This window comes from Nitrospirota bacterium (genome assembly GCA_016214845.1).
Lineage (GTDB): Bacteria > Nitrospirota > Thermodesulfovibrionia > UBA6902 > UBA6902 > SURF-23.
In genome coordinates this window covers 179,292-204,321 of the sequence record JACRMS010000016.1, presented here as the reverse complement: position 1 = coordinate 204,321, position 25,030 = coordinate 179,292, and the positions used below count along the sequence as shown (strand labels likewise).

The 25,030-nt window shown below is 46.9% G+C and carries 24 protein-coding genes and 2 pseudogenes; 12 read left to right on the top strand and 14 right to left on the bottom strand.

Going from position 1 to position 25,030, the window contains the following annotated elements; genetic code table 11:
* Nucleotides 1-2: 2 nt before the first annotated feature.
* The 3 genes from HZB61_04630 to HZB61_04620 are packed head-to-tail and all read left to right on the top strand — an operon-like array spanning nucleotide 3 to nucleotide 2,678.
* Nucleotides 3-1,253, top strand: a complete 1,251-nt coding sequence (locus HZB61_04630) for a 3-deoxy-D-manno-octulosonic acid transferase (protein MBI5055883.1) — start codon at nucleotides 3-5, stop codon at nucleotides 1,251-1,253.
* The gene (gene lpxK / locus HZB61_04625; protein ID MBI5055882.1) at nucleotides 1,240-2,286 is read left to right on the top strand and encodes a tetraacyldisaccharide 4'-kinase; all 1,047 of its coding nucleotides are present in this window, start codon (nucleotides 1,240-1,242) and stop codon (nucleotides 2,284-2,286) included. Before HZB61_04630 ends, lpxK begins: the two co-directional genes overlap by 14 nt.
* Nucleotides 2,280-2,678, top strand: a complete 399-nt coding sequence (locus HZB61_04620; GenBank protein ID MBI5055881.1) for a YjbQ family protein — start codon at nucleotides 2,280-2,282, stop codon at nucleotides 2,676-2,678. The genes lpxK and HZB61_04620 overlap by 7 nt, the downstream gene beginning before the upstream one ends.
* Here HZB61_04620 and HZB61_04615 read toward each other — a convergent pair.
* The 3 genes from HZB61_04615 to HZB61_04605 form a co-directional block, all read right to left on the bottom strand.
* Nucleotides 2,675-5,290: a response regulator gene (locus HZB61_04615; protein MBI5055880.1), complete on the bottom strand. Its 2,616-nt coding sequence runs from the start codon at nucleotides 5,288-5,290 to the stop codon at nucleotides 2,675-2,677. The genes HZB61_04620 and HZB61_04615 overlap by 4 nt on opposite strands.
* A gap of 256 nt (nucleotides 5,291-5,546) precedes the next feature.
* Nucleotides 5,547-6,854: an MFS transporter gene (locus tag HZB61_04610; GenBank protein ID MBI5055879.1), complete on the bottom strand. Its 1,308-nt coding sequence runs from the start codon at nucleotides 6,852-6,854 to the stop codon at nucleotides 5,547-5,549.
* Nucleotides 6,855-7,082: 228 nt separating this feature from the next.
* A complete protein-coding gene (locus tag HZB61_04605; protein MBI5055878.1) occupies nucleotides 7,083-7,541 on the bottom strand; it encodes a DNA-binding protein in 459 nt (152 codons plus the stop codon).
* A gap of 279 nt (nucleotides 7,542-7,820) precedes the next feature.
* Here HZB61_04605 and HZB61_04600 point away from each other — a divergent pair, with 279 nt between their 5' ends.
* From HZB61_04600 to HZB61_04590, 3 genes are read left to right on the top strand one after another with little or no spacing between them, the layout of a single operon-like run.
* A complete protein-coding gene (locus tag HZB61_04600) occupies nucleotides 7,821-8,336 on the top strand; it encodes a DUF116 domain-containing protein (protein ID MBI5055877.1) in 516 nt (171 codons plus the stop codon).
* A 51-nt stretch (nucleotides 8,337-8,387) separates the two neighbouring features.
* A complete protein-coding gene (locus HZB61_04595; protein MBI5055876.1) occupies nucleotides 8,388-9,248 on the top strand; it encodes a hypothetical protein in 861 nt (286 codons plus the stop codon).
* The gene (locus HZB61_04590) at nucleotides 9,241-9,405 is read left to right on the top strand and encodes a hypothetical protein (GenBank protein ID MBI5055875.1); all 165 of its coding nucleotides are present in this window, start codon (nucleotides 9,241-9,243) and stop codon (nucleotides 9,403-9,405) included. Before HZB61_04595 ends, HZB61_04590 begins: the two co-directional genes overlap by 8 nt.
* Before the next feature lie 2 nt (nucleotides 9,406-9,407).
* On the opposite strand, the gene scpB is transcribed toward HZB61_04590, so the two are convergent.
* Complete coding sequence (scpB, locus tag HZB61_04585; GenBank protein ID MBI5055874.1) at nucleotides 9,408-10,124, bottom strand: SMC-Scp complex subunit ScpB; 717 nt, start codon at nucleotides 10,122-10,124, stop codon at nucleotides 9,408-9,410.
* A gap of 157 nt (nucleotides 10,125-10,281) precedes the next feature.
* Between scpB and HZB61_04580 the strand changes: the two genes are divergently transcribed.
* From HZB61_04580 to HZB61_04570, 3 genes are all read left to right on the top strand, one after another.
* Nucleotides 10,282-10,476 carry a hypothetical protein gene (locus tag HZB61_04580; GenBank protein MBI5055873.1) on the top strand — a complete coding sequence of 65 codons (195 nt, stop codon included), beginning with the start codon at nucleotides 10,282-10,284 and terminating at the stop codon, nucleotides 10,474-10,476.
* Between the two features lie 51 nt (nucleotides 10,477-10,527).
* Complete coding sequence (locus HZB61_04575) at nucleotides 10,528-10,983, top strand: hypothetical protein (protein ID MBI5055872.1); 456 nt, start codon at nucleotides 10,528-10,530, stop codon at nucleotides 10,981-10,983.
* Nucleotides 10,984-11,078: 95 nt separating this feature from the next.
* Nucleotides 11,079-12,200, top strand: coding sequence for a metallophosphoesterase (locus HZB61_04570; GenBank protein MBI5055871.1), 1,122 nt, complete (start codon nucleotides 11,079-11,081; stop codon nucleotides 12,198-12,200).
* Between the two features lie 155 nt (nucleotides 12,201-12,355).
* Here the strand turns inward: HZB61_04570 and HZB61_04565 are convergent, their stop codons facing one another.
* The 9 genes from HZB61_04565 to HZB61_04525 form a co-directional block, all read right to left on the bottom strand.
* Nucleotides 12,356-13,576: a phosphoglycerate kinase gene (locus tag HZB61_04565; GenBank protein MBI5055870.1), complete on the bottom strand. Its 1,221-nt coding sequence runs from the start codon at nucleotides 13,574-13,576 to the stop codon at nucleotides 12,356-12,358.
* A 9-nt stretch (nucleotides 13,577-13,585) separates the two neighbouring features.
* Nucleotides 13,586-14,590 (bottom strand): type I glyceraldehyde-3-phosphate dehydrogenase, encoded by a 1,005-nt coding sequence (gene gap / locus HZB61_04560; protein ID MBI5055869.1) that lies wholly within the window; start codon nucleotides 14,588-14,590, stop codon nucleotides 13,586-13,588.
* 102 nt (nucleotides 14,591-14,692) lie between these two features.
* Nucleotides 14,693-15,250, bottom strand: a complete 558-nt coding sequence (gene frr, locus HZB61_04555) for a ribosome recycling factor (protein ID MBI5055868.1) — start codon at nucleotides 15,248-15,250, stop codon at nucleotides 14,693-14,695.
* Nucleotides 15,234-15,974: a UMP kinase gene (locus HZB61_04550; protein ID MBI5055867.1), complete on the bottom strand. Its 741-nt coding sequence runs from the start codon at nucleotides 15,972-15,974 to the stop codon at nucleotides 15,234-15,236. Before HZB61_04550 ends, frr begins: the two co-directional genes overlap by 17 nt.
* 14 nt (nucleotides 15,975-15,988) lie before the next feature.
* A complete protein-coding gene (locus HZB61_04545) occupies nucleotides 15,989-16,849 on the bottom strand; it encodes an elongation factor Ts (GenBank protein MBI5055866.1) in 861 nt (286 codons plus the stop codon).
* On the bottom strand, nucleotides 16,846-17,619 hold the full coding sequence (gene rpsB, locus HZB61_04540) for a 30S ribosomal protein S2 (GenBank protein MBI5055865.1): 774 nt from the start codon (nucleotides 17,617-17,619) through the stop codon (nucleotides 16,846-16,848). The genes HZB61_04545 and rpsB overlap by 4 nt, the downstream gene beginning before the upstream one ends.
* 297 nt (nucleotides 17,620-17,916) lie before the next feature.
* Nucleotides 17,917-18,768 (bottom strand): ABC transporter permease, encoded by an 852-nt coding sequence (locus tag HZB61_04535; protein ID MBI5055864.1) that lies wholly within the window; start codon nucleotides 18,766-18,768, stop codon nucleotides 17,917-17,919.
* Nucleotides 18,769-18,861: 93 nt separating this feature from the next.
* Nucleotides 18,862-19,860, bottom strand: a complete 999-nt coding sequence (locus HZB61_04530) for an ABC transporter permease (protein ID MBI5055863.1) — start codon at nucleotides 19,858-19,860, stop codon at nucleotides 18,862-18,864.
* A gap of 103 nt (nucleotides 19,861-19,963) precedes the next feature.
* Nucleotides 19,964-21,583, bottom strand: a complete 1,620-nt coding sequence (locus tag HZB61_04525; GenBank protein ID MBI5055862.1) for a peptide-binding protein — start codon at nucleotides 21,581-21,583, stop codon at nucleotides 19,964-19,966.
* Nucleotides 21,584-21,918: 335 nt separating this feature from the next.
* Here HZB61_04525 and HZB61_04520 point away from each other — a divergent pair.
* The 3 genes and pseudogenes from HZB61_04520 to HZB61_04510 all read left to right on the top strand — a co-directional run bounded on the left by HZB61_04520 (nucleotide 21,919) and on the right by HZB61_04510 (nucleotide 23,549).
* Nucleotides 21,919-22,008 (top strand): annotated as a pseudogene (locus HZB61_04520) (prepilin-type N-terminal cleavage/methylation domain-containing protein).
* A gap of 526 nt (nucleotides 22,009-22,534) precedes the next feature.
* Nucleotides 22,535-22,624, top strand: a pseudogene (locus HZB61_04515) (prepilin-type N-terminal cleavage/methylation domain-containing protein).
* Nucleotides 22,625-23,114: 490 nt separating this feature from the next.
* On the top strand, nucleotides 23,115-23,549 hold the full coding sequence (locus tag HZB61_04510) for a prepilin-type N-terminal cleavage/methylation domain-containing protein (protein ID MBI5055861.1): 435 nt from the start codon (nucleotides 23,115-23,117) through the stop codon (nucleotides 23,547-23,549).
* On the opposite strand, the gene HZB61_04505 is transcribed toward HZB61_04510, so the two are convergent.
* Nucleotides 23,550-24,962, bottom strand: coding sequence for an amidophosphoribosyltransferase (locus tag HZB61_04505; GenBank protein ID MBI5055860.1), 1,413 nt, complete (start codon nucleotides 24,960-24,962; stop codon nucleotides 23,550-23,552).
* Nucleotides 24,963-25,030: the final 68 nt, after the last annotated feature.

Here is a 25,030-nt window from a genome sequence, read left to right as displayed (position 1 = left end):
TAATGCTGCTGTATAATTTCATTTCCGCAATAGCCGTCCTTCTTTATCTTCCGAAACTCCTGTTTAAAAGAGGGCCTGAAAACAGGCGCGCATTTATAAGTGAACGCCTCGGCCTCTCCACTTATGAAAGAACGGACATATGGGTCCATGCCGTCTCGGTTGGAGAAGTTATCGCGTGCGTGCCTTTTTTAAAAATGCTGAAGAAAGAATTCCCCGGCAAGCGGATCACGCTCTCCACAACCACGTATACGGGACAAAAGGTCGCGCGTGATAAATTCCCTGAGGCTGACAGGATAATGTATATGCCGCTGGACACGGGGGTCTGCGTTAAACGGGTTGTCAGCTTATTAACGCCGCAGATCTTCATAACAATAGAAACGGAGCTTTGGCCTGCCCTCTTCCATGAATTAAAAAAATCCGGCGCCAGAGCCGTTATCTTAAACGGCAGGATATCGCACAAATCATTCAAGGGCTACAAGCGCCTTGGTTTTTTAATGGAGAAGTTCCTGTCAACCATTGATTTTTTCTACATGCAGGGCAAAGGTGACGCTGAAAGGATCATCGCGATCGGCGCCCATAAACACAAGGTCGGCGTCATGGGGAACTTCAAGTTTGATATCGACTTAGGCAAATCGGGACATTTAGACTGGATGGATGAAGTCGAAGGCAGCAGAATACTTCTCGCCGCAAGCACACACAAAGGCGAAGAAGAAATAATCTTTGATGCATATGAATTAATAAAACAAAAGCATCCTGACTTAAAACTCATCATCGCACCGAGGCACCCTGAGAGGTTTGAGGAAGTTGCGGAGATCATCAGAAAGAGAAACCTGAATTTCATCAGGCGGACGGACATGCAGAACATAGAGCACAGAGCACAGAGCACGGACATCATCCTGCTCGATACCATCGGTGAGTTGTCGCATGTTTTTTCAAAGGCCTCAATAGCATTCATTGGAGGAAGCCTCGTGCCAAAGGGCGGACACAATATTTTAGAGCCTGCTTACTGGGCCAAGCCGGTTATCTTCGGCCCCTACATGGATAATTTCCCGATGGCAGGAGAGTTTATTGAAAAGGAAGCCGCTGTCATGGTCAAAGACGCAAATGATATTTCTATAACGGTCAACGATCTGTTAAACAATAATGAAAAGGCCGCGCGCATGGGGCAGATCGCAAAAGCGCTCGTTGAAAAGAATTCCGGCGCGGTCAAAAGGGCCATCGAACTGGTTCGAGGTTTCATTGGGACTACTTAGCGAAATATATGGTTTCGGCCTGAGATGCAAAAAGTCATTTGTTAAACCGAAAAGACTGCCTTCTAAAGTCATCAGTGTCGGCAATATAACCCTCGGCGGCACAGGCAAGACTCCTGCCGTGATCGCAATTGCAGAGGAGGCAAAGAGACGGGGGCTTATGCCGTGCATTTTAACAAGAGGATATAAGGGCAAAGTGAAAGGGCCGTGTTTTGTGCAAAGCGCAGAAGACAGAAGACAGAAGACAGAGCACAGAACACAAAAAACAGACATCCCCGTTTGTTTTGGAGAAGACGCCGGGGATGAGCCGGTGTTAATGACTGAGAGATTAAAAGATGTCCCGATCGTAAAATGCGCGGACAGATACAAAGGCGGCATGTTTGCAATAAGCTCTCAGCCCTCAGCCTTCAGCCTTCAGCCTTTAACTTTCATCCTCGACGACGGCTTTCAGCACTGGGCGCTTCACAGGGATATTGACATAGTCCTTATTGACGCGGTCAATCCCTTCGGGAATGAAAAACTCTTCCCTGAAGGCCGGCTGAGAGAACCTCTTGGATCTCTGAAGCGGGCGAGTATCATAGTCATCACAAAAGCTGATATGGTCAGCAGGGAGTCTCTCTTAAAACTTGTTCAGAAAATTAAACGATATAATCAGCAAGCTCCGGTGTACACAGCTTCGCATAAACCCACGGCCGTTGTTAACGCGTCAGGGAAAACTCTGGGCCTCGATGTCTTGAAGAACAGAAACGTCTACGCGTTTGCCGGCATTGCCAATCCACAGTATTTTAAAGATACGTTAATTTCAAACGGCGCAAGTATCGCTGATTTCAAGTCCTTCAGAGACCATTATATTTTTAAACAGCGTGATATTGATAAAATAAAATCCGTGGCAGCCGGGCTGGACATCATTATAACCGAGAAAGATTTAGTGAAGCTCAGGGACCTGCAACTGCCTGACAATATATTCGCCCTCAGGATCGAATTTACCGTTGAGGATGATTTTTATAATTCTGTATTTGGAGGAGACAAATGCTAAAAAACATCAACATCAAGACAAGGTCCCGGAACGAGTTCGTGGACATTACCTCTGAGTTGCAGGCGCTCATAGATGAGGCCGGGATAAAAAGCGGCGTGTGCTGTGTCTATGTGCCCCACACAACAGCGGGTGTGACAATAAACGAAGGCGCGGACCCTTCTGTGGTGAAAGACATTCAGGCATCTCTCAGTAAATTGGTCCCCCACAGCGCCAATTATCTGCATACCGAAGGCAATTCCGACGCTCACATCAAATCCACCCTCGCCGGTTCTTCACAGACCGTTATTATCGACGGGGGCAAGCTCCTCCTCGGCACGTGGCAGTCCGTGTTCTTCTGCGAATTCGACGGCCCGCGTCACAGAAGAGTAACAGTGAAGATCGTGAGTGATTAATTACCCTCAAGGACTTGCCGGAGGGTTTTCAGGAGGACGTCGGGAGAAACCGGTTTTGCGAGGAAGTTAAGCCTGTCATCGAATACAATGCCCCTGGTAGTAATGATATCCGATGCATAACCGCTCATGAAGACCGCCTTCACATCGGGACAATTTAATTTTATTTCATCATAAGCCTCCCTCCCGTTTTTCCCCGGCATGACCACATCAAATAAAAGGACATGTATCCTGTCCCTGTTCTCCATGAATTTTTCAACGGCGTCCTGCCCGTCCACCGCCTCTATGACCGTATAACCGTACTCCCGGAGTATTCCTCCCAGGGCTTCCCTTACTTCCGCCTCGTCTTCTGCTAAAAGTACGGTCTCAGTGCCCACGGGAAGAGATACCGTCTCCTGATGCTTCAGGTCTTCAGCCTTCCTGTTAATGAGCGGCAAGTATATCTTGAATGCTGTTCCCTTACCGGGCCCAGTGTAGACTTTTATATAGCCGTTATGCTGCTTGACGATCCCGTAACTTATCGCAAGTCCGAGACCCGTGCCTTTACCCATTTCCTTGGTCGTGTAAAAAGGTTCAAATATCCTTTCAATCATATCTTCGTTCATGCCCTCGCCGGTGTCGGCCACCGAGATCAGTGCATATGTCCCAAGCAAACCAAAGCCATTGCTTTCTATAAATTCTTTTTCTATCTTCACGGACCCTGTTTCGATAGCAAGTATTCCGCCCTGGGGCATGGCATCGCGCGCATTTGTAGCAAGATTGAACAACACCTGTTCGATCTGATATGCATCTGCCAGCACTGTAAGGTTTTCATCCCCAAATTTTATTTGCAATTCGATAGTTTCGCCGATGAGTTTTTGCAAGAACTTTGCTGTATCCGCGATGAGTCTGTTAATGTCGGTCTCTCTTAAGGTCATTACCTGTTTTCTGCTGAATGCAAGGAGGCTTTGAGTAATATTGGCCCCCCGTTGTGTTATTGAAAGTATCTGATCAATGTAGTGCAGCAGCGGATCATCCATTTTTATTTTCATTTTTAACAGATTTGCATAGTTTATGATCGCAGTGAGTATGTTGTTGAAATCATGCGCGACTCCCCCTGTCAGCGTTCCGACAGCTTCCATCTTCTGGGCATGCCTGAGCTGTTCCTCAAGCTTGCGGTGCTCCGTGATGTTCCTGACAACTTTAATGACATTAATTACGTCCCCATCGTCGTTCATTACCGGCACTGTCCTCATTTCCCACGCGCTGCCGTCCGGTGTTTTTATCTCCGCACTTTCCGGATTTCCCGTTAGGAACGTTTTTTCTACCGGACAGTTTTCACATGGAGCTGTTCGTTCATGCCACAATGCATAGCAGTAATGGCCCTGAAGAGAGGACGCGTCCATTTTTAAACTCATAACGGCTGAACGGTTTGCCCAGGTCACCCTGAAGTCCTTCGCCTGTAAAATGATATTGTCAGGGATAGCGTCCAGGAGCGCCTGGAATTCCTGCGAGAGTTTTCTGAATTTTGCTTCGCCTTCGGCCAGGGCATCCTCCATCCGGCTGCGTTCAAGTATCTCCGCCTTTAATTGCGTATTTGCCTGATTCAGGTCTGTGGTCCTTTCCGTCACACGGTTTTCAAGCTCCTCATACGCTGTTGACAGCTTCTCTTCTGCAAGCCTGCGGGCGATAATGTCGCCGCTTGCCTTTTTATAAAGAAAAAAAACCGACAAGCCGATAACCACGCACAGCGCCATAATGATGTAACCGGCGGTCCTTACCAGCGGATTGATAAGCTTTTCAGAAACTGCCCTTATGTCCCAAAGGTAGATAATCTTCCAACCCGGACTCTTTGTAATTTCCATCTGATGGACCATGTACGTCACACCCGACCTGTCAACGGCATGATTGACATCCTTCATAGTTATACCTGTCCATTCCCATGGCCCTTCGCCGAATTGCTGCGTCTTTGCAATCTCTGATGCCTCTTCAGGAGGGATCTTCCATAAGACGCGGTAAAGCCATTCATTGCGGTTGGATGCGAAAATTACACCGTGCGGGTCGGTCATAAGAAATATCCCGTCGGATATTTTACTGAATACCTTTTCAATAGGCTCGATAGATGCCTTGATGACAAAGACCCCTGACGGACCTTCAACTCCAGTCCTGTAAACCGGATGGCTGAAGTAGATTCCACGCTTTTGTGACGTTACCCCGAGTGCCATATAAACTGCGGCAGCGCCTGACATTGCCTGTCGGAAGTAGGGACGGAATGCGTAATTTTTGCCGACAAAACTGTCCGGGGCATCCCGGTTGGATGAGGCGATGGTATTGCCGCTCCGGTCCATTAAATAGCATACATCCACGTCAAGTGAGTTCTGGAAGTGGTCAAGGACAGTGTTTGCCTCTGCGAGGTTGTTGTTGTTTTTGTCTGCGAGATATATCTGCAGTATCTTCAGGCCCGCTGCCGCCCTGGCAGCTTTCTGATATTCAGTCAGTTTCGATGATACGCGGTCTACAGCTGTTTTTGTATGGCCTTCTGCGTCTTGATAGGTGTCACTGAAGGCATTTTCCTTTAAAGAAGAATAGTAGAAATATCCTCCAATAGCAGTTGACAGGAAAGACAACAGCGCCAAGATCAATATGATTATTCGAAGTCTGATTTTCCGCCCTCCAAATTATGCATCTGCCCGCCCTGCAAAATCAGCCGTTGTAACTTGTACAGAACAACTTATCTCTGCAAATAATGTCCACTCTCAGCAGGCCAATAATATTTCGTCGACCTGAATACATGTCTTTATTCTAATTGACGTTCATATACCCACATTATATCAGCATCTTGCAGGGGCGGGTTTCAAACCCGCCCCTACGAAAAGAAAAGACGAAAATTCTTCACGTCTTCTGCGACAGGTATTTTGCTTCTTCTTTTCCCTTTTCCTCATTCACGAGAGACAATAATATCCCGCCGGTTATGAAGAACAGCGAAATGGACGTGATGCTCGCTCGCGAGGCAATATCGCTGCTATAGCCCATCGCCCTTACTATCAGCCCTGTCCCGCCCATAAAAACAGGACCGAGCACGGTTGCGAATTTTCCGATCATGTTGTAAAAACCGAAATACTCCGCGGACTTTTCAACAGGGATTATCCGCGCAAAGAACGAGCGGCTCAGAGACTGGACCCCGCCCTGGACCATGCCAACGATAACAGCCAGGATGTAGAATTCATTTTTACTGTGCATGAAGGCGCCCCAGATGGAGACGAATAAATAAACGGCAATCGCGATGAAGATGGCTTTCTTTGCGCCAATCTTTCCGCCGAGATAACCAAATCCTATGGCGCACGGAAAACCGACGAACTGCGTGATGAGGAGCGCGACGATCAGGTCATTTACCTGCAGGCCGATGGAGATGCCGTAATCCAGCGCCATCACAATGATGGTGTCCACACCGTCTATATAAAGCCAGTACGCAAGGAGAAAGAGAAAGATGGTTTTCAGGTGACGGATCTCATGGAAAGTGTTTTTTAATTGAACAAGCCCTGCCCTGACCACGTTCATGCCGTCTTTGGTCTTTGCATTCTCCGGCTCTTTTACAAAGATGATCAGCGGGATTGAAAATACCCCCCACCATATGCCAACGGAGAAGAATGAAAACTTGACCGCCTCTGAAGCGTCGGCAATTCCGAAGGTCGCGGGGCTAAGCGTCATCCACACATTCAATGCGAAAAGGAGCCCGCCGCCAAGATACCCGATGGAAAACCCGAGGGCCGAGACAAAATCAAGCCTCTTCTCCGACGCAACAGCGGTGATCAAAGAATCATAAAAAATATTCCCGCCGGAGAACCCGATGATCGCGAGAATATACAGCGTCATCGCAATGGCCCAGTCGCCTTTTGAAACCATGTATAAAGACGAGGTCATGACAACGCCCATGTAAGCGAAGAAGATGAGGAATTTTTTCTTTGAGGTCCCTTTGTCCGCGATCGCGCCAAGCAGAGGGGCGAGCAATGCCACGGTCGTTCCTGCTATGGAATTGGCCAGCCCCAGCCTTGCCGTGCTCACGGTCGTATCAACGCCCGCGCTCCAGAATTGTTTAAAGAAAATGGGGAAGAAACCCGCCATGATCGTAGTGGCAAATGCCGAATTGGCCCAGTCGTACATCGCCCAGGCAAGGACTGCTTTCCTGTTGTCGGTCTGCATAATCAGGGTTAATTATACTACAGACACGGAGAGTAAGTTTTGAATGAAATCATGAATGAACTGTAGGGGCGGGTTTGAAACCCGCCCCTACAACGTGTAGATCAAATTATTAAATTGAAATAAATTCGGAGGCGTCCTGATTTTATTCGGGTCAATTCGTGGAACTTCGCGGCTGATAAACACTTTTTCTCGATGAAAATTTTAGCTGAAGACGGGTGGGCTTGCATTTTATCTTCTTCTCCAGCCGCTCCATACGGGGAAGCCGTTTTCATCTCTGAGTTTCAGTGTTTCATCGCCTTTAGTCACTTCAGCGGCAATAATAGCCGGCTTTTCCTGAAAGGTAATCCTCGATCCTTTGACATCGATCCTGTCTTTAGGCTCAATCCTCATGTCCTGGTTCTCCATGAACCATCCGGGACCAAGGTGGACAGAGATCGTCTCCTTGTCGGTTTTAACTGTCAGGTGCACTCCGTAATACATCCCTTTAACCGGGGTGATCTTATCAACGCTGACCACCTCGCCGCTTAAGGTCTCAACGGTTTGGGGATTGTACATCTTGCCGTAAGCGGAACCCATCCCCCAGCCTCCGCTTCCTTTCCATTTCATTCCCATCTGCGCGAACGACTCAGCGGAAAAAATGAGGATTGAAACAGACATTATTGTTATCAAGGTGTTAAGCTTTTTCAAAGGCATCCCTCCTTTCTTTTGCTCACCCGCTCTTCAGCTAATTTTCCCGTACTCTTCATATAAACCAAATTATACAGCATAAAAAAGCATCCGCATAATTTATTAATGGTTCATTTGTAAAATGGTTGAATTACATATAAATAACCACGGAGACGCGGAGGCACGAAGAAAGACAAAAATGTAATCTCTGCGGTTTTATGGTTATTTTTCTCTGTGTCTCAGTGCCTCCGTGGTTTTTCCGGGTTAATTTATCCGGCTTAATTATGTTATCCTTTTGAGATGTTGAAAAAATTGGGCTTCGTCAGCAAACTGCTCCTCTACAAAGCTCAAGGTCTCCTCGGCCTTAAGAGATGCGACATCATGCCGGTGATCAATGCGTACTACAGGGAAGACTTCCTGAAGCTGGATAAAAAAGACATCGCTGTCATCCTTCCCCACTGCCTGATCCACGATAAATGCCCTGCGAAATTCTCAAAATTTGACGGCGTCCTGTGCAGCAAATGCAAACTGTGCGGATGCGGGGAGATTTATGATCTTGCGGTGCAGAAAGGATATCAATTCTACATTTCTCCAAGCGTCGGTTTCACGAAAAGACTGGTCCGGAGAAAAAAACTCAAAGGGGTCATTGGCGTTGCATGTGATTATGAAATAGAACGCGGCATCCACTCCGAGAAGATCACAAACAACGGTGTAAAAATAGACAGCCGGGACATAAAGACACAGGGCATTTATCTCGACTTATTTGATTGTGTCAAAAACAGCGTCGACTGGGAAAAGATAAAAAAACTCCTGTAGCTTAATCGCTCCCCGCAGTGACAGACAGGTTTCTGCGTTAAAATAGAATCAGTGGCAACAACTGATAACATCAAATCCCTGAAGGCGGAGATCAGGCGCCTCCGCAAAACCGTGGCCCGGCTTACGCCTTCGCTTGAAGCCATGCTGAAGCTCCGGGGTTTCAGGATCTATAAGAAAGAGCCTGCGGAAGACCTGCTCCTGCCTCAGAAAAAATATCTGAATCCCTACTTTGAAAAATTAAAAAGATACTCCTTCAGGCTGTTCCTCCGTGATGTCATAAAGCACCAGGACTTTTTCACGCCGGAGAAAGTAACAAGATACGCGACAAAGGAAGTGACGGCGCAGTATATCGACTTCCTCCTGAAGACGGGAGTTGTCGAGCTAACGCGTGGAGGGTATCGCGTAAAAAAACGCCCGGTAAAGAGCTTCGGGGAAACCCTTGAGTGGTTCGTCGCAAGATTAATTCAAAGAGAGTTTGAGGCTGAGGCCGTGTGGGGAGTGAAATTCAAAAGGCCCAAAGTCGGAGGCGACTATGACATTGTCGCAAAGATCGAATCCTCGGTCCTTTACATGGAGGTCAAGTCCTCTCCGCCGAAACAGATCTACGACAGGGAGATCACCGCATTTCTGGACCGCGCGGAAGATCTGTCGCCGGACATATCGATCTTCCTTGACGACACTGAACTCAGGATGAAGGACAAGATAGTCCCCATGTTCGGGGCGGAACTGCAAAGGCGGTATAAAGGCCCGTCGCCGGTTGAGAGGATCGAAAGAGAGCTGTTTCATATAAGCGGAAAAATCTTTATAATAAACTCAAAAGAGAGCATCGAGGCGAACATCGGGACAGCGCTGAGCTTCTTTTGGAATAAAAGTCTGAAAGATTCCCTCGATAGAGGAGGAGCCAATGCATGAAAAGACCAACTGCGCCATCTGCGCTTGGAGGGAGACTTGCCAGAAAAAATTCTCGGTAAGCGGCAAGGACATACGGTGTATTGATTATGTGAAGGATTTAACCATAAAGGGTGAAAAGACAGAGGACAAAGAAAACAAGAAGGCTGAGAAAAAATAATTTTACTTTTCCTCTTGCGGCGCGGCCTCATCTGCTGCCTGTTCTTCAGTGAACTGTTCCGCGCCGCCTTCCGTTTCTTCAGCAGGTTGAGTTTCACTCAGCGCGGGGTCATCCGGCACCATTGAATCGTATTCTTCTTCAGCGAAAGTTTCCTGGGTCTCAACTCCCTCTGGAAGATATTCAGGCGCTTCAGGGACTTCAAACTCCTGAAACTCTTTGAGTGTGGGCAGCTCTGTTAAATCCTTCAGCCCGAAATACTGGAGGAACTCCTTTGTCGTGCCGTACATGAGAGGCCTGCCAGGGACTTCCTTCCTGCCGAGCAACTTTATGAGTTTTCTTTCCAGCAGTGTTTTCACAACGCCGTCTGAATTGACCCCCCTGATAGCTTCAATCTCCGCCTTGATGATCGGCTGTTTGTAGGCGATTATGGCGAGTGTTTCAAGAGACGGCTGGGAAAGTTTTGTGGGGACCGCGGTTGACAGGAGCTTCTTCACCCAAGGGGCGCACGCGGGGTTTGTGGCCATCTGCACTCCTTCCGCTACTTCAGCGATTAGAAGGCCAGTGTTGTTGATCATGTAATCAGAGACAAGCTCTTTGACAAGCCTCTCAACCTCAACCTTGTCCATCTCTAAAATATTTTTGAGCGAATCAACGGTCAACGGTTCAGCGGCTATAAAAAGAATTGCCTCGATTATGGATTTTGCTTCTCTGTCTTCCATGGCGAGGTAAAATCGTAACAAAATTCGTCTAAAAACACAATCTCTCGAATTGCCGCACTCAAAAACGCGATGGAAGGGAATCGTTGCCTCAAATAAGAAATCGAAACGAAACAAGTTTAGATAGTCTCTTATCAAAAGAACCAAGCAGTAGGCGGAAATGAGGCCAACGATAAAAGAAAGTAGGAAGGCAACGGCGGATACCGGGATAAAGAAATATAGGGTTGGCCTTTATGTTAAAATTTTTCTGAAAGTGTCGAAATATCTTACAGTTAGTTTTGAACAAGAAAAAACCGTTCCTGAAATATCAATATGTTACGCAATGGCATATGGCTTGCTTCGTTATTTACCATAGAATATTGCGTGTGGAAAATGATTATATTGTGGGATGAACTATAGCTATAATATGAACATGGACACTTACGGCATAGGGATGGAAATGAGAGACTCTTCGGATAGACGAAGATGTCCTACCCCTATTATCAGCAGATACACTTTTTGGGGCGGCAAAAGAAAGATCATCAGGAGAGAATCCGATAAAAAAAATTACCTTTTTGTGGACTTGTACAGCACAAGGCTCCTGATAGTGATTTTGTCCCTGCTTTGCCTCAGTTGTTTAGACGCATATCTGACTCTTGTATTGATAGAAAAAGGCAAGGTTATTGAGGCCAATCCTATCATGGCGCATTTCCTGGAATATGGTTTTCTGCCTTTTTCAATCATTAAATTTGTTGTGACCGCATTATCACTGATTGTTTTATGCCTGTTTAAAAATGTAAATATTACAAGGATAGGCCTGCCTGTCGCAATAAAAATATATGTCATCGTTGTCGCGTATGAATTCTATCTCCAAATGATTTAAAACCTGCCTTTCTGTTACTTTTGTAATAATCCCATGGTAAATCTTCTATAATAAAAAAACATTCTGCTCAGTATTTTTGTTATCGGGAGACGGTGTTGAGTAAATTTTTAGCATTCTTTTTTTTGATATACGGCCTGCTGCATGTGTATGCCTTTTTTAAGGCAAGATCGGCTTTCAAGTTTAAAATCAAAAAAGCTGTCCCGCTTATCGCCTTTATGGCTGTCATGATCTTCTCGCCGTTCATAATTTATTCATCGGAAAGGCATGGATTTGAATTCATTGCAAGGGTGATGTCATATATCGGTTATCTGTGGATGGGGGCCTTGTTCCTGTTCGTTTCCGCCTCTGTAGTATTTGAGCTTTGCCGGTCCATTGGTTTTATAGTTAAAAGAAATTTATCGACAGCGTTTACCTCACCAAAAATTTCTTTTTTTGTGCCGCTTCTGCTCTCAATCACGATAAGCGCTTACGGCTATTTTGATGCAAAGGATATTCGCGTTGAACACGTTACGTTCAAGACCGCAAAGCTCCCGGCTAATATCAGCAGTTTAAAAATAGCACAGATCTCGGATGTGCACATCGGGCTGATTATAAGAGAGGAAAGATTGAAGAGGATCTTGGGCAAAGTGAAAGCGGCAAATCCCGACATTCTTGTGTCCACAGGCGACCTCGTGGACGGGCAGATCAACAGGCTTGAGGGGCTGGAGAAACTTTTAAATGAGGTCAATCCAAGGTACGGGAAATTCGCTATAACCGGCAATCACGAGTATTACGCCGGGCTTAAGCAGGCGCTGGATTTCACAACGAAGGGAGGATTTAAAATTCTAAGAGGGGAAACAGTCAATGCGGCGGGAATAAATATCGCCGGCGTTGACGATCCTGCCGGAGAAGCTTTTGGACTTTATAAAAATATTTCAGAGAAAGAATTACTGTCCGGGCTGGACCATGGAAAGTTTACCCTTCTGCTCAAACACAGGCCTTTTGCGGACAAAGACTCGGCAGGCCTTTTTGATCTACAACTCTCAGGCCACACGCACAAGGGGCAGATCTTCCCCTTCAGCCTGCTTACGAAATTTTATTATCCGTCTGACTCAGGACTTTCAAACCCTCTTGCCAATTCTTATCTTTACGTAAGCCGCGGCACCGGCACGTGGGGACCTCCGGTCCGTTTTCTTTCCCATCCTGAAGTGACGTTGATTGAACTGGAGCGGGAATGACAGATAGAATCAGCCACGAATTTCACGAATTGGCACGAATAATAAAATAGCTCATCGTCTTAAAGCAGAAGGAGCACTAATAACTTAATGGTTCAAGTTATTAGTGCTCGTACGTGTCTATTCGTAGGGATACCTGCCTTATTGGCAGGCTGTGATTATTTTTCAGTCAATGCCATGAGGCCGGGAAGTTCTCTGCCCTCAAGAAGCTCAAGCGCTGCTCCGCCGCCGGTTGAGATAAACGAGATGCTTTCAGCGACGCCGGCCCTGCTTACCGCGAGGTCAGTGTCTCCGCCGCCTACGATTGTAAGCGCGTATGCGTCGGCAACGGCGTGCGCGATTGCAAAGGTCCCGCGCGAAAAGGCGTCCACTTCAAAAACACCCATCGGGCCGTTCCATAAAATGGTCTTTGCGCTTTCCAGCGCCTCTGAAAAGAGTTTTACTGACGCAGGGCCTATGTCGACAGCCTTCCAGCCGTTTGGTATTTCCTGGGCGGTTACGAGCTTTGTTTCCGCGCCGGGCTCGATGCTCTGGGCGATGACGCAGTCTACGGGGAGATAGAATTTTATCCCCTTGGAAGTTACGCTTTTGATTATTTCATTGGCAAGGCCTAACATTTCATTTTCCACAAGGGAGTCTCCGACATTGTATCCCATGGCCTTCAAAAAGGTGAACGCCATACCTCCGCCGACGATGACTTTATCGACCTTCTTCTCGAGGTTCTTGATAACGTCAATTTTTCCTGAAACCTTGGCGCCTCCGAGGATCGCGACAAAAGGCCTGACCGGATGTGTGGTGACGCCCTGCAGGTATTCGATCTCTTTTTGAAGGAGAAAGCCTGCCGCTGCCGGAAGAAATTTTGTTATCCCGGTTATTGAGGCATGGCTCCTGTGGGCCGCGCCAAAGGCATCGTTGACATAGTAATCGGCAATCGATGCCAGCTTTTTGCTGAACTCTTCGTCGTTCTTTTCTTCCTCGGGGTGAAACCGCAGATTTTCAATGAGCATTATATCGCCGCCGGACATCTTGCCGACCGCCGCTTCTGTTTCGGGCCCGATGCAGTCGGGAAGGAATTTTACCTCCTTCTTTATAAGACGCTGGAGCCTTCTTGCAACTGATATAAGGCTGTATCTTTTGTCAGGCTTGCCCTTGGGCCTTCCAAGGTGTGACGCTAATATTATTTTAGCGCCTTCATCAATAGCGTAATTTATCGTCGGGAGCGCTGAACGGATCCTTCTGTCGTCAGTGATGTTGAGATTTTCATCCAACGGAACATTGAAATCCACGCGTATGAAGACCCTTTTGTCCTTAATGTCCAGGTCCCTGATGGAAAGTTTATTTAATACCCCTTTTATTGGAACAGAATGACCGTTTTCCATGACTGTTAGTTACCTCTTTTTTTCGATGTAAAGCATAAGGTCTTTTAACCGTGTGCTGTATCCCCATTCGTTGTCATACCAGGACAGCACCTTTACCATGTTGCCCTGCATTACTTTGGTAAGCTCTGCGTCAACAATGGATGAATGCGGATTACCGTTGAAATCTATTGATACAAGCGGCTCGTCACAGTATTGCAATATACCCTTGAGCTGGCCTTCAGCCGCTTCTTTGAGCGCCGCATTAACTGATTCCGCGGTCACCTCTTTTTCAACGTCTGCTACGAGGTCCACTACGGATACATTCGGGGTGGGCACTCTCATTGCAAAACCGTCCAGCTTGCCTTTTAAATGGGGCAGGACCAAACTGACTGCCTTTGCGGCGCCTGTTGTTGTCGGTATCATCGAAAGGGCTGCCGCGCGCGTCCTTCTCAAATCCTTGTGAGGGAGGTCGAGTATGCGCTGGTCATTTGTATATGAATGTATTGTAGTCATAAGGCCGCGCTTTATCGTGAACTTCTGGTCAATGACCTTTGCGATCGGAGCGAGGCAGTTTGTTGTGCATGAAGCATTAGATATAATTTTGTGTTTTGATACGTCGAGGGTTTCTTCATTTACGCCCATGCAGATCGTGGCGTCAGGCTCTTTTGCGGGAGCGGATATAATGGCCCAGCCCGCGCCGGCGTCGAGGTGCTTTGAGGCCCCGGCCTTGTCAACAAAGCGGCCTGTTGATTCAAGCACTACGTCAACCTTCAAGTCCTTCCAGGGCAGTTGAGCAGGGTCTGTCAAAGCAGTGACCTTTATTTCCCTGCCATTTACCACGAGGCTGTTTTCCTTGACCTTTATATCAGCGTCAAAGGTACCGTGAACGGAATCATAGCGCAATATGTGAGCGAGTGTTTTTGCGTCTGTGAGGTCGTTTAACCCCACAATTTCGATCGCGGGCTCTTTAGAGCATATCCTGAAAAAATTTCTGCCGATCCTTCCAAAACCGTTAATGCCTACACGTAAAGCCATAAGTCCTCCTTTAGTTATAAATAGCGGTTAGCAGTTAGCGATCAGCAGTCAGTAAACGAATCTTAAAGCTGCCTGCTGACAGCTAATTGCTATCAGCTTGTTTCAGACTTCCATCACTTCTGTCTCTTTATGATAAATCACATCGTCTACTTTCTTGATATAAATATCCGTGGTTTTTTGTATTTCCTCTGTCGAGCGTTTGGTATCGTCTTCGCTTATGTGTTTATCTTTTTCGAGTTTCTTTATTTCTTCATTGGCGTCGCGGCGGATATTCCTGATGGCGACCTTTGCCTCCTCGCCTCTTTTATGAACATGCTTTACAATATCTTTTCTGCGCTCTTCCGTAAGCGGAGGAATGGCGATCCTGATGATCTTGCCGTCATTGCTTGGGTTTAAACCGAGGTCTGATTTCTGAATGGCCCTTTCAATGTCGGCTATAATCTTAGGGTCCCACGGCTGTATGGTGATCAGCCTGCTTTCAGGAACGCTTAAAGTCGCAACGTGATTAATTGGAGTCGGCGTCCCGAAATAATCCATGGTGATGCCGTCAAAGACAGACAATGAAGCCCTGCCGGTCCTTATGGCCCCGAGATCTTTTTTCAAAGCCTCTATGGCTTTTTCCATTTTGTCCAACAGCCGTTTCTTAACCTCTTTTTGCATGAGGAATTCCCCCTTTCACCACAGTGCCGATCTTCTTGCCTTCTAAAACTTTCTTGATATTGCCACGTTTCATAAGGCTGAAAACCATTATCGGCAGGTTATTGTCCATACAAAGTGATATGGCGGTTGAGTCCATAACCTTCAAACCTTTCTTAAGGACATCTATATAAGTAATCTCCGAAAATCTTTTTGCTGAAGGATCTTTCATCGGATCGCTGGTGTATACCCCGTCGACTTTTGTTGCCTTCAATATAATATCAGCTCCTATCTCCATGGCCCTCAGTGCCGCTGCCGTGTCTGTTGTGAAATAGGGATTGCCGGTGCCGCATGCGAATATTATGAACCTTCCTTTTTCAAGATGCCTGACAGCCCTCCTCCTGATGTAAGGCTCCGCAAGCTCGCGCATCTCTATAGCCGACAATACCCTTGTCGGCATCCCGTTCACCTCTAATGCATTCTGCAGGGCAAGGGCGTTTAACGCTGTCGCCAGCATACCCATGTAATCGGCCGAGGTCCTCTCCATGCCCTCCGCGCTTGCTTCAAGCCCGCGGAATATGTTCCCCCCGCCTATGACGATTGCAATCTGAACGCCCATCCTTGAAATGCCTTTAAGCTCTTTTGATATATATTGTACTACCTTCTGGTCAATTCCAAAATTCTTACTGCCCATCAGGGCCTCGCCGCTTAACTTAAGTAATACGCGTTTGAACCGTGCTCGTGCCATAGGTATTCACAGCCTTACTTGAGCTGAGAGGCAACCTCCTCGCAAAAATTTTCCTTCTTCTTCTCGATACCCTCGCCGACCTGGAACCTGGCAAACCTGCGGATGACGGCGCCTTTAAGAATATCTTTGACCTTTTGCTTGCCGTCCGGATCTTTAATGAAGAGTTGGTCAACAAGGCAGGTATCTCCGAAAAATTTTTCAAGCTTGCCTTCAACTATCTTGCCGACAACGTTGGCTGGCTTGCCGGATTCCTTCGCCTGCGCCTCGAAAATAGCGCGCTCCCTGTCAAGGTCTTCGGCAGGCACAGTCTCACGGTTCAAATAAAGAGGGGTGGAGGCCGCGACCTGCATTGCGAGGTCCTTGCCAAGCTGTTCGTCTCCTCCCTCATAGTCCACAATGACTCCAATACGCGTACCGTGCAGATACGAGGCGATCTTCCCGCTGGTTTCAAAACGGACAAACCTGCGGACAGACAGGTTCTCGCCGATCTTCTGTATAAGCTCCTGCCGTTTTGCTTCGACAGTGGCGTTTCCAAGTGTCAGGTTTGAAAGTATTTGAATGTCAGCCGGATTCTGGTGCGAGACAAGTTCAGCAATGTCTCCTGCAAACTTCTGGAACTCCTCATTCTTGGCAACAAAATCAGTCTCGCTGTTGACCTCTACAAGTACACCTGTTGTACCGGAGATACGCAGGGCAATGACTCCTTCGGCAGCGATACGTCCGGCCTTCTTTGCGGCAGCCGCGAGCCCCTTCTGACGCAGCAGGTCAACGGCCTTGTCAAAATCGCCGCCGCTCTCGGTGAGCGCCTTCTTGCACTCCATCATACCCGCGCCGGTCTGCTCTCTAAGTTTTTTTACTGCATCTGCTGTAATCATCCTGCAACTTCCTCCTTCGCCTGCTTCTCTTCTTCCGCTACCTTTTCCGCAATGGCCTCTTTCTCGGAAGACTCCTGCGCTGCTTTGTTCAGAATATTTTTCCCTTCAAGCACTGCCTCGGCTATTTTTGACGAGATCAATTTAATGGACCTTATCGCGTCATCATTGCCGGGGATAACATAATCAATGTCGTCAGGATCGCAATTGGTGTCAACAAGTGCGACTATCGGGATAGACAGCCTCTTTGCTTCGGCAATAGCAATGGACTCTTTCTTGGGGTCTACGATAAAAATAGCCCCGGGCAGGCCGGTCAGATTTTTTACGCCGCTCAGATTTTTGTCGAGACGTATCCTTTCCATTTCATATTTAGAAACTTCTTTCTTGGTCAGGAGTTCGTAAGTGCCGTCTTCTTTCATCTTCTCTATCTTCTTTAATTTCTCAATACCCTGTTTGACCGTGCTGAAATTAGTCAGCATTCCGCCTAACCAGCGCTGGTTGACGAAATACGATCCAGCCCTCTGCGCCTCCTCGATTATCACATCCTGCGCCTGTTTCTTGGTGCCGACAAACAGGACGGACTCTCCCCGGACGGAGATATTTTTGACAAAATTATAAGCCTCCTCGAACATCTTGACTGTTTTCTGGAGATCTACGATGTAGATGCCGTTTCTCTGCCCGAAGATGTATTTTTTCATCTTGGGGTTCCAGCGCTTTACCTGATGTCCGAAATGAACACCGGCCTCCAGAAGCTCTTTCATTGTTACTACCATGTGTGTACCTCCTCAGTTTTTTTCCTCCGTCCTTTCTCTCTGAATTCCGCTTAGCCGGAACACTGCCAGAGAGAAGATTGGCTGGACGTGTGTATTTAGAAGATAAAATCTTCTCTAAAGTATTATAAGACTATCATAAGCAACGGGATTATTGCAATAAATTCTTAAAAACAAAGTCATCCACAGATTACTCAGATTTACGCAGATTTTTTCGTAGGCTTTTTTTATTAATCTGTGCAATCTGCGAAATCTGTGGATTGAAGTTTATAGTTCTCCGTTTCATCCGTTGATTGAATTTTACTTACCGCTGCCCCACAATCTCGGATCAAGCGCGTCCTGTAGTCCTTCTCCTACGAGGTTGTAACTCAATACTGTAATCAGGATTGCGAGGCCGGGGAATACCGAAAGCCACCATGCTATTTCAATATTGTCTTTACCTAATGTCAGGATGTTGCCCCAGCTTGGCACCGGCGGCTGAATGCCTATGCCAAGAAAGCTCAGTGCGGATTCCACGAGAATCGCGCTTGCGACTCCGAGGACGGCGGAGACGAAGACCGGCGACATACTGTTGACCATGATATGTCTGAAGATTATCCGCATGTCGCTCGCGCCGAGCGCCCTTGCAGCAAGTACGAATTCCCTTTCTTTCAGCGATAAAAACTCAGCCCTCACCAGCCGCGCAACTCCCATCCACGATGTGAGCCCAATGACAATCATAATATTCCAGATGCCGGGGCCGATGAACGCAATCACGGCGAGTATGAGAAAGAAGGTCGGTATAGAAAGCATGATATCAATAATCCTCATAATCACCCTGTCTGTCCAGCCTCCGTAGTATCCTGATATCGCGCCGACGATCATTCCGATGATCGTTGCGATACCAACTGCCACAAAACCTACTGAGAGGGATATCCTGCTGCCGAAGATCATTCTTGAAAGCACGTCCCTGCCGAGGTCATCGGTCCCGAGGGGATGACTTACGCTCGGGGCTTCAAGAATATGCTTTCTGTCAATATCGCTTGGATCATACGGAGAAACAAGATTGGCAAAGCTTGCGATAAAGAAAAGCACGAACACAACAACGCCACCAGTTATCGCAAGCCTGTTTCTTTTAAACCGCTTCCAGAATATCGTTCGTGAGTGACTCATATTTTCTTTAGTGCAAAAGCAAAGAGAAAGGCGCGGAGCTTTTGCTCTTCCGTCCTTTGTACTTCTGTACTTTTGCTCTTTTGCACTTCTGCACTATTTTGCCCTTATCCTCGGGTCTGCAATCATATACCCGATATCTGCCAGCAGATTGCCGACCAATGTCAGCATCGCGCCTATTGTCAGGATCCCCATCACGAGGGGATAGTCTCTTGTCATTACGCCCATATAAAACAACTGCCCCATTCCGGGGATGCCGAAGATGTTTTCAAAGATTACGCTTCCGCCAATTAACCCTGGTACGGAAAGTCCAAGCAGCGTAATGATCGTAAGCAGAGCGTTTCTTAACGCATGTTTGTATATCACCGTTGTCTCGGACAAGCCCTTCGCCCTTGCGGTGGTTATGTAATCCTGTCTGATGACCTCAAGCATACTGCCTCTCATGTACCGCGAGATCCCGGCAAGTCCTCCAAAAGCAGAAATGAACACAGGCAGTATGAGATGCCACGTCCTGTCCCATATCTGCCCTGAAAGAGTCAGCGATTCATAATTCATTGACTTGAACCCCGAGATCGGAAGCCAGTCAAGATGTATCCCGAAAAGCATCATCAAGAGCAGGGCAAACCAGAAAGTAGGCATGGCAAATCCTAAGAATACGAATACGGTTGTTATTTTATCGAAGAGTGAATGCTGGTGTGTCGCCGAGGAAATGCCGATGGGGATAGCAACAATAAAGATCAAGATCAGTGAGAGCAGATTAATAAAAAAGGTGATGAACAGCCTCCTGTCAATCAGTGCCTGTTTTGTGTCCCATATCTTTTCCAGTACAGGCCGCCTGTCGGTTGAAAAGGAATTGCCGAAATCAAGTTTGACAACGCGTTTCAACCACATCCCGTATTGGACCATCATCGGCTTGTCCAGCCCGTATAGTTTTTCAAGCCGCTCCCTTGCCTCAGGTGTGATCTTCGGGTTCATCTCCGTGAGGACGTCAGTGGGCTTGCCGGGGGCAAGCTGTAGGATGAGAAATGAAACGAGGGTAATCCCGAACAAAGTCGGGATCATTTCAAAGAATCTTTTGGCAAGATACGTAATCATAAGTTAAACATGATTCGAGGATTCAATCCCGTGTCAGTGTCAGTTGATGGTGTCAGTTTTTTTCTTGACTGGCACTGTCACTATTCACTTACACTTTACATTATTATTCCATCCTGTGTTTCTGCAAATTCTTTGGCACGTACCATTTGGGGAGATTATAACTTATTCCGATCGTCGCCGGTTTTATGCCTTTGAACCTTGAACTTACAATAGGTGTTGCGTCAGGCACGTATAGAAAAATATACGGCACTTCATCGGCAAGTATCTCCTGAATTCTGTAGTATGCCTTCTTCCTTTTTTCAACATCAAAGGTCCGTCTGCCTGTTTCAAGAAGCGCATCCACTTCCGCGTTATTGAAACTGACGAAATTAAATTCCTTTTCCCTCGTCTTGCTTGAATGCCAGATGGCGTACTGGTCAGGGTCGATCCCGATGCTCCAGCCTAAAATCACTGTCTCAAAGCGTCTCTTGTCAATAAACTCATTTATGAACGTGCTCCATTCCAGCACCCTAATGTTCATCTTTATCCCGATCTTTTTAAGCCTGTATTGGACAATGGTTGCTGTTTGTTCCCTCGAACGGTTGCCCATGTTAGTAAGCACGCTGAATTCAAATTTTTTCCCGTCCTTCTCAAGCCAACCGTCGCCGTCCGTGTCTTCCCATCCGGCCTCTTTGAGAAGCTGCTTTGCCCTGGTCAAGTCATAATCGTATTTTTTTGCATTCGGATTATACGCCCATGTATTAGGAACATACGGGCCTGTTGCCGGGCTTCCAAGTCCGAACAGGACTACATCTACAAGCTCACCTTTATCGATCGCATACGCTATTGCCTGCCTCACGCGCTTGTCTTTAAACCACGGATGCTTCAGATTGAATCCCATGTAAGTGTATGAAAACACCGGGTAGCGGAACTTCTGGAAATTCTCCATGAAATATTTTGTATTCGTCTGCCTCGTGTATTGAATCGGCGTAAGCCCCATCATGTCAATACCGCCTGCCTGCAATTCCAGGAACATTGTGGCAGGGTCAGGAATTATTTTATAAACATATTCATCGATGCAAGGCCTTCCTTCAAAATAATTTTTATTGGAGCCGAGGGTCACGTCTTGGCCTGAAGTCCATTTTTTTAAAATGTACGGGCCCATGCCGATAGGGTTTCTTACAAGATCGCTTTTCGTTATATCTTTGCCTTCAAGCAGATGCTTTGGCAGCACTACTAAATTCCCCCATGAAGAAAGTGCCGGGGCAAAGGGTTTTTCATAGCCCACTCGGAATGTGTAGCGGTCAAGGACCTCTGCTTTTTTCACTTGGAGATAATCTTCCTTGTACGGCGTCGGGGTCTTTTCATTAATGATTGTCTTATAGCCGAACATCACGTCCTCTGCCGTAAATTCAACACCGTCAGTCCATTTCACACCCTTTCTTAAATAAAATGTAATGACCAGCCCGTCCTGCGAGATGTCCCATGATTCGGCAAGGTCTCCGATAATGCTGAGGTCCGTGTCGTATTTGACAAGCCCGTTGAAAACCAGTCCGGCCACGTCGTGTGAGGCGCTGTCTCCGGCAAGCATAGGAATGAGGACGCTCGGCTCTCCAATGGAACCTGTTATCAGGGCATCTCCATAAGCAGGTTGATCGGATATCTCAGAGCTAAGAACAGGCTGAAGGGATGTTATAAAGAGGACAACCGCTATTGATAAAAACATCAGGTGCAAATGTTTCATATGGGTAAATTAAGTTAATTGAAAATGCGGTTATTGTCAATAAGTTAACTGACAAAAAACGTCACGTGCGACAAATTATTGAATTGAATTTCATCAAACCGACATTGCTCAAGAACAAAAACTTATTGTAACTACTGCATTTTCGATGAAGCTGGCGACTGGCACAGGAAATGCTCTATACCAAACCAGATTGGCTGTTAAAACTTTTCTGAAGGAGGTGGTGAGTAAAGAGTACGCGGGAAAGTTCTCTAAAACTTCCCTTAATAACCATAACCCGGTTACTTAAACCGGAATAAACTTAATAGGAGGACGTAATGTACAAATCAATTAACAATCTGAAAGAGCAAAAAGGTTTTACCCTTATTGAACTCTTGATAGTTGTCGCCATCATCGGTATCCTCGCAGCAATCGCAATACCGGGATATATCGGTATGCAGGAGAGAGGAAGAAAAGGCGCAGTAACCAGAGGCGCTGAATCAGCAGCTTCAGAATTACAGGGCTGGATAACCGCAGTAAAAAAGGGAGACGTTGCCCATCCGGGATCCCAGCTTAGAGAAGTTGATACTAACGGTGACGGCGCTATAACAGCAGCAGATGATACTAACCAGCAACTTGCAGCCGGCATGATAACTAAATTTGTGGCAGCAACAGTGGCTCTGAGCCAGGTTTCCCCGTGGAATGCGGCAAACCCTTTATGGGTAGATGGTGGAGTAGCGGTTAATCAGGCCGCCTGTGACGCGGCAGCAGCGGCTTTTGATGGTCAAATAACCTTATGCTATACACCTGCGCAAGATCAAACTATCCAGGTTGTATTTGTTTCAGCTATGGACAATTCCGGTAGTGGTACCCCAATTTATTCAAAAGCTGTAACTGCTGATTAAGAAAGTGAGGTATTAAAAGGGGGAGTATGCATACTCCCCCTTTTTTTTAGAACCGAATATGAAATCAATTATGAAAAAGACAGGCGGATTTACACTGATCGAACTACTTATAGTTGTCGCTATTATTGGAATCCTTGCTGCCATTGCAATTCCTTCCTATGTCGGTATGCAGGAACGGTCCAGGAAAGGCGCTGTCATAAGAACAGCGAGTTCAAACACGCCGGAATTGCAGGGGTGGATAAATGCGGTTAGAAAAGGCCTTACAAGTTTAGGAAGTCTTGTTGAGGTTGACACAAATGGCGACGGCTCTGTTGCCGGGCCTGGATGCAACGCTGCTTCAGATTGCAGCAATGATCAACTTGCAATAGCCGGAGTTGTAGCTAAGTTTATAACTGCAAAAGCAGCCCTGAACCAAGTCTCACCATGGGATGTTGCAGTTCCTTTATGGATTGATGGTGGGGTAGCGGCTAATCAGATAGCCTGTGATGCGGCAGCCGCGGTAAACCTTGGTCAAATAACCTTGTGTTATACACCTGCACCAGACCAGACTGTCCAAGTTGTATTTGTTTCAGCTATGGATAACAGCGGGAGCGGTGTACCGATTTATTCAAAAGCAGTCACCGCCGATTAGATAAAGGAGGTCTTATATTATGAATAACAAGGGTTTCACATTGGTAGAACTAATCATAGTCGTTACAATCATCGGCATTCTTGCAATGATTGCAATTCCAAGCTATATAGGACAACAAAGGAATGCAACAAGAAGTGAGGCGTATCAGAATCTTGAGGCCTTGAGGCTTCTTGAGGAACAGCGCTTTGCGGAAAATGCGGCATATACCGCGACTATCGGGGCCGTCGGTTCTACAATGGCTGTGCGCGATGCAAATATCGCAGCAATTAGGGGAATTCTCACGGGGTTTCAGCCCGGCAACGGAACTACTTACAGTTACAGAATAGTGGCAAATCAGGACATAAACGGAGCTGCTCAAAATCCGTGTTTTTGCGCAATAGCTACAGGGGTAGATGGTACAAGAGTTGCCGGAGACAGTTTTGCGATAGACTGCAATAACAACAAGAACTTCTGATCAGAGAATTGTAAAAAGCTCCATCTGCTCTATCTTTTCCTGATGATTCAGCACCGGATAATTATCATCAAAACACGCCGTGCAGAATCTATCGGAATCAGGAACTACTTTCAACAATCCCTCAATACTTAAATACTGCAGGGTGTCCGCGGTTATATACTTTCTGATTTCATCAACACTGTGAGTTGACGCTATAAGCTCTTTTCTTGAAGGCGTGTCAATGCCGTAAAAACACGGGCCGATAGTCGGCGGCGAACTTATTCTCAGGTGCACTTCTTTGGCGCCTCCGCCTTCCCTGATCATTTTTACGATCTTTTTGCTTGTGGTCCCTCTTACTATTGAGTCATCAACAACCAGCACCCTTTTGCCTTCGAGAAGCTGCCGGACTGGATTCAGTTTTATCTTCACGCCGAAATGCCGTATGGACTGCTGCGGCTCAATGAACGTCCTGCCGACATAGTGGTTTCTTATCAAACCGAAATCAAAAGGGATCCCGCTTTCCTGCGCGTATCCAAGAGCGGCAGGCACTCCTGAATCAGGCACCGGGATGACCACATCCGCTTCAACAGGATATTCTCGCGCCAATTGGCGGCCGAATTCTTTTCTCACAGCGTCCACATTGATATTGCCGAATATATTGCTGTCGGGTCTTGAAAAATATATAAACTCAAAAATGCAGGAAGCCTGTCTGGTGGCGAGCATTGGCTTCATGGAAGTTATTCCGTTTTCATTGATAATAACCATTTCACCGGGCTCAACGTCTCTCACGTATTTCGCCCCTATAAGGTCCAGGGCGCATGTCTCGGATGCGACAATATAGGCCCCGTCGTATCTGCCGATGCTCAACGGCCTGAACCCGTATGTGTCCCTTACCGCAATAAGCTCATTTTCGGTCATGATGAGCAGGCTGAAAGCCCCTGATACTGTCCTTGCCGCATCTATAATGCGTTCATACAATCCGCCTGCCTTTGAGCTTGCGATCAGATGCACAAACACCTCGCTGTCAGACGACGACTGAAAGATCGCGCCCTTTGACTCAAGCGCGGTCCTTAACTCAAGGGCATTAACAAGGTTTCCGTTATGTGCGATTGCAAGAGAGCCAAGAGAAAAGTTGACCATGAGCGGCTGTACGTTTTTCAGGGAACTTGATCCGGCAGTTGAATAACGGTTGTGTCCGATGGCGATTTCGCCCGGGAGGCGCTTCAGGCGTTTTTCAGAAAAAATGTCCGTAACAAGCCCCATGGATTTTTCAATGTAGACTTGTCTTCCGTCTGAAGAACATATGCCCGCACCCTCCTGTCCCCTGTGCTGCAGGGCGTGAAGACCAAGGTAAGTAAGGTTTGAGGCTTCGCGGTGGCCGTAAACTCCGAAAACCCCGCACTCATCGTGGAATTTGTCAGCGGAAAGTGACAAGTAGGGTTTGCAGAATAATTGGTGGTTGTGAATTAATCTTTTAATGCTGTTCACTGATATTCCTGAAT

Excerpts from the sequence above, each read along its gene's own strand:
- HZB61_04630 (MBI5055883.1), top strand. The coding sequence starts at position 3 with ATGCTGCTGTATAATTTCATTTCCGCAATAGCCGTCCTTCTTTATCTT.
- HZB61_04620 (MBI5055881.1), top strand. The coding sequence starts at position 2,280 with ATGCTAAAAAACATCAACATCAAGACAAGGTCCCGGAACGAGTTCGTG.
- HZB61_04610 (MBI5055879.1), bottom strand. The coding sequence starts at position 6,854 with ATGCAGACCGACAACAGGAAAGCAGTCCTTGCCTGGGCGATGTACGAC.
- HZB61_04600 (MBI5055877.1), top strand. The coding sequence starts at position 7,821 with ATGTTGAAAAAATTGGGCTTCGTCAGCAAACTGCTCCTCTACAAAGCT.
- HZB61_04590 (MBI5055875.1), top strand. The coding sequence starts at position 9,241 with ATGCATGAAAAGACCAACTGCGCCATCTGCGCTTGGAGGGAGACTTGC.
- scpB (MBI5055874.1), bottom strand. The coding sequence starts at position 10,124 with ATGGAAGACAGAGAAGCAAAATCCATAATCGAGGCAATTCTTTTTATA.
- HZB61_04580 (MBI5055873.1), top strand. The coding sequence starts at position 10,282 with ATGAGGCCAACGATAAAAGAAAGTAGGAAGGCAACGGCGGATACCGGG.
- HZB61_04575 (MBI5055872.1), top strand. The coding sequence starts at position 10,528 with ATGAACATGGACACTTACGGCATAGGGATGGAAATGAGAGACTCTTCG.
- HZB61_04565 (MBI5055870.1), bottom strand. The coding sequence starts at position 13,576 with ATGGAAAACGGTCATTCTGTTCCAATAAAAGGGGTATTAAATAAACTT.
- gap (MBI5055869.1), bottom strand. The coding sequence starts at position 14,590 with ATGGCTTTACGTGTAGGCATTAACGGTTTTGGAAGGATCGGCAGAAAT.
- frr (MBI5055868.1), bottom strand. The coding sequence starts at position 15,250 with ATGCAAAAAGAGGTTAAGAAACGGCTGTTGGACAAAATGGAAAAAGCC.
- HZB61_04550 (MBI5055867.1), bottom strand. The coding sequence starts at position 15,974 with ATGGCACGAGCACGGTTCAAACGCGTATTACTTAAGTTAAGCGGCGAG.
- HZB61_04545 (MBI5055866.1), bottom strand. The coding sequence starts at position 16,849 with ATGATTACAGCAGATGCAGTAAAAAAACTTAGAGAGCAGACCGGCGCG.
- rpsB (MBI5055865.1), bottom strand. The coding sequence starts at position 17,619 with ATGGTAGTAACAATGAAAGAGCTTCTGGAGGCCGGTGTTCATTTCGGA.
- HZB61_04535 (MBI5055864.1), bottom strand. The coding sequence starts at position 18,768 with ATGAGTCACTCACGAACGATATTCTGGAAGCGGTTTAAAAGAAACAGG.
- HZB61_04530 (MBI5055863.1), bottom strand. The coding sequence starts at position 19,860 with ATGATTACGTATCTTGCCAAAAGATTCTTTGAAATGATCCCGACTTTG.
- HZB61_04525 (MBI5055862.1), bottom strand. The coding sequence starts at position 21,583 with ATGAAACATTTGCACCTGATGTTTTTATCAATAGCGGTTGTCCTCTTT.
- HZB61_04510 (MBI5055861.1), top strand. The coding sequence starts at position 23,115 with ATGAATAACAAGGGTTTCACATTGGTAGAACTAATCATAGTCGTTACA.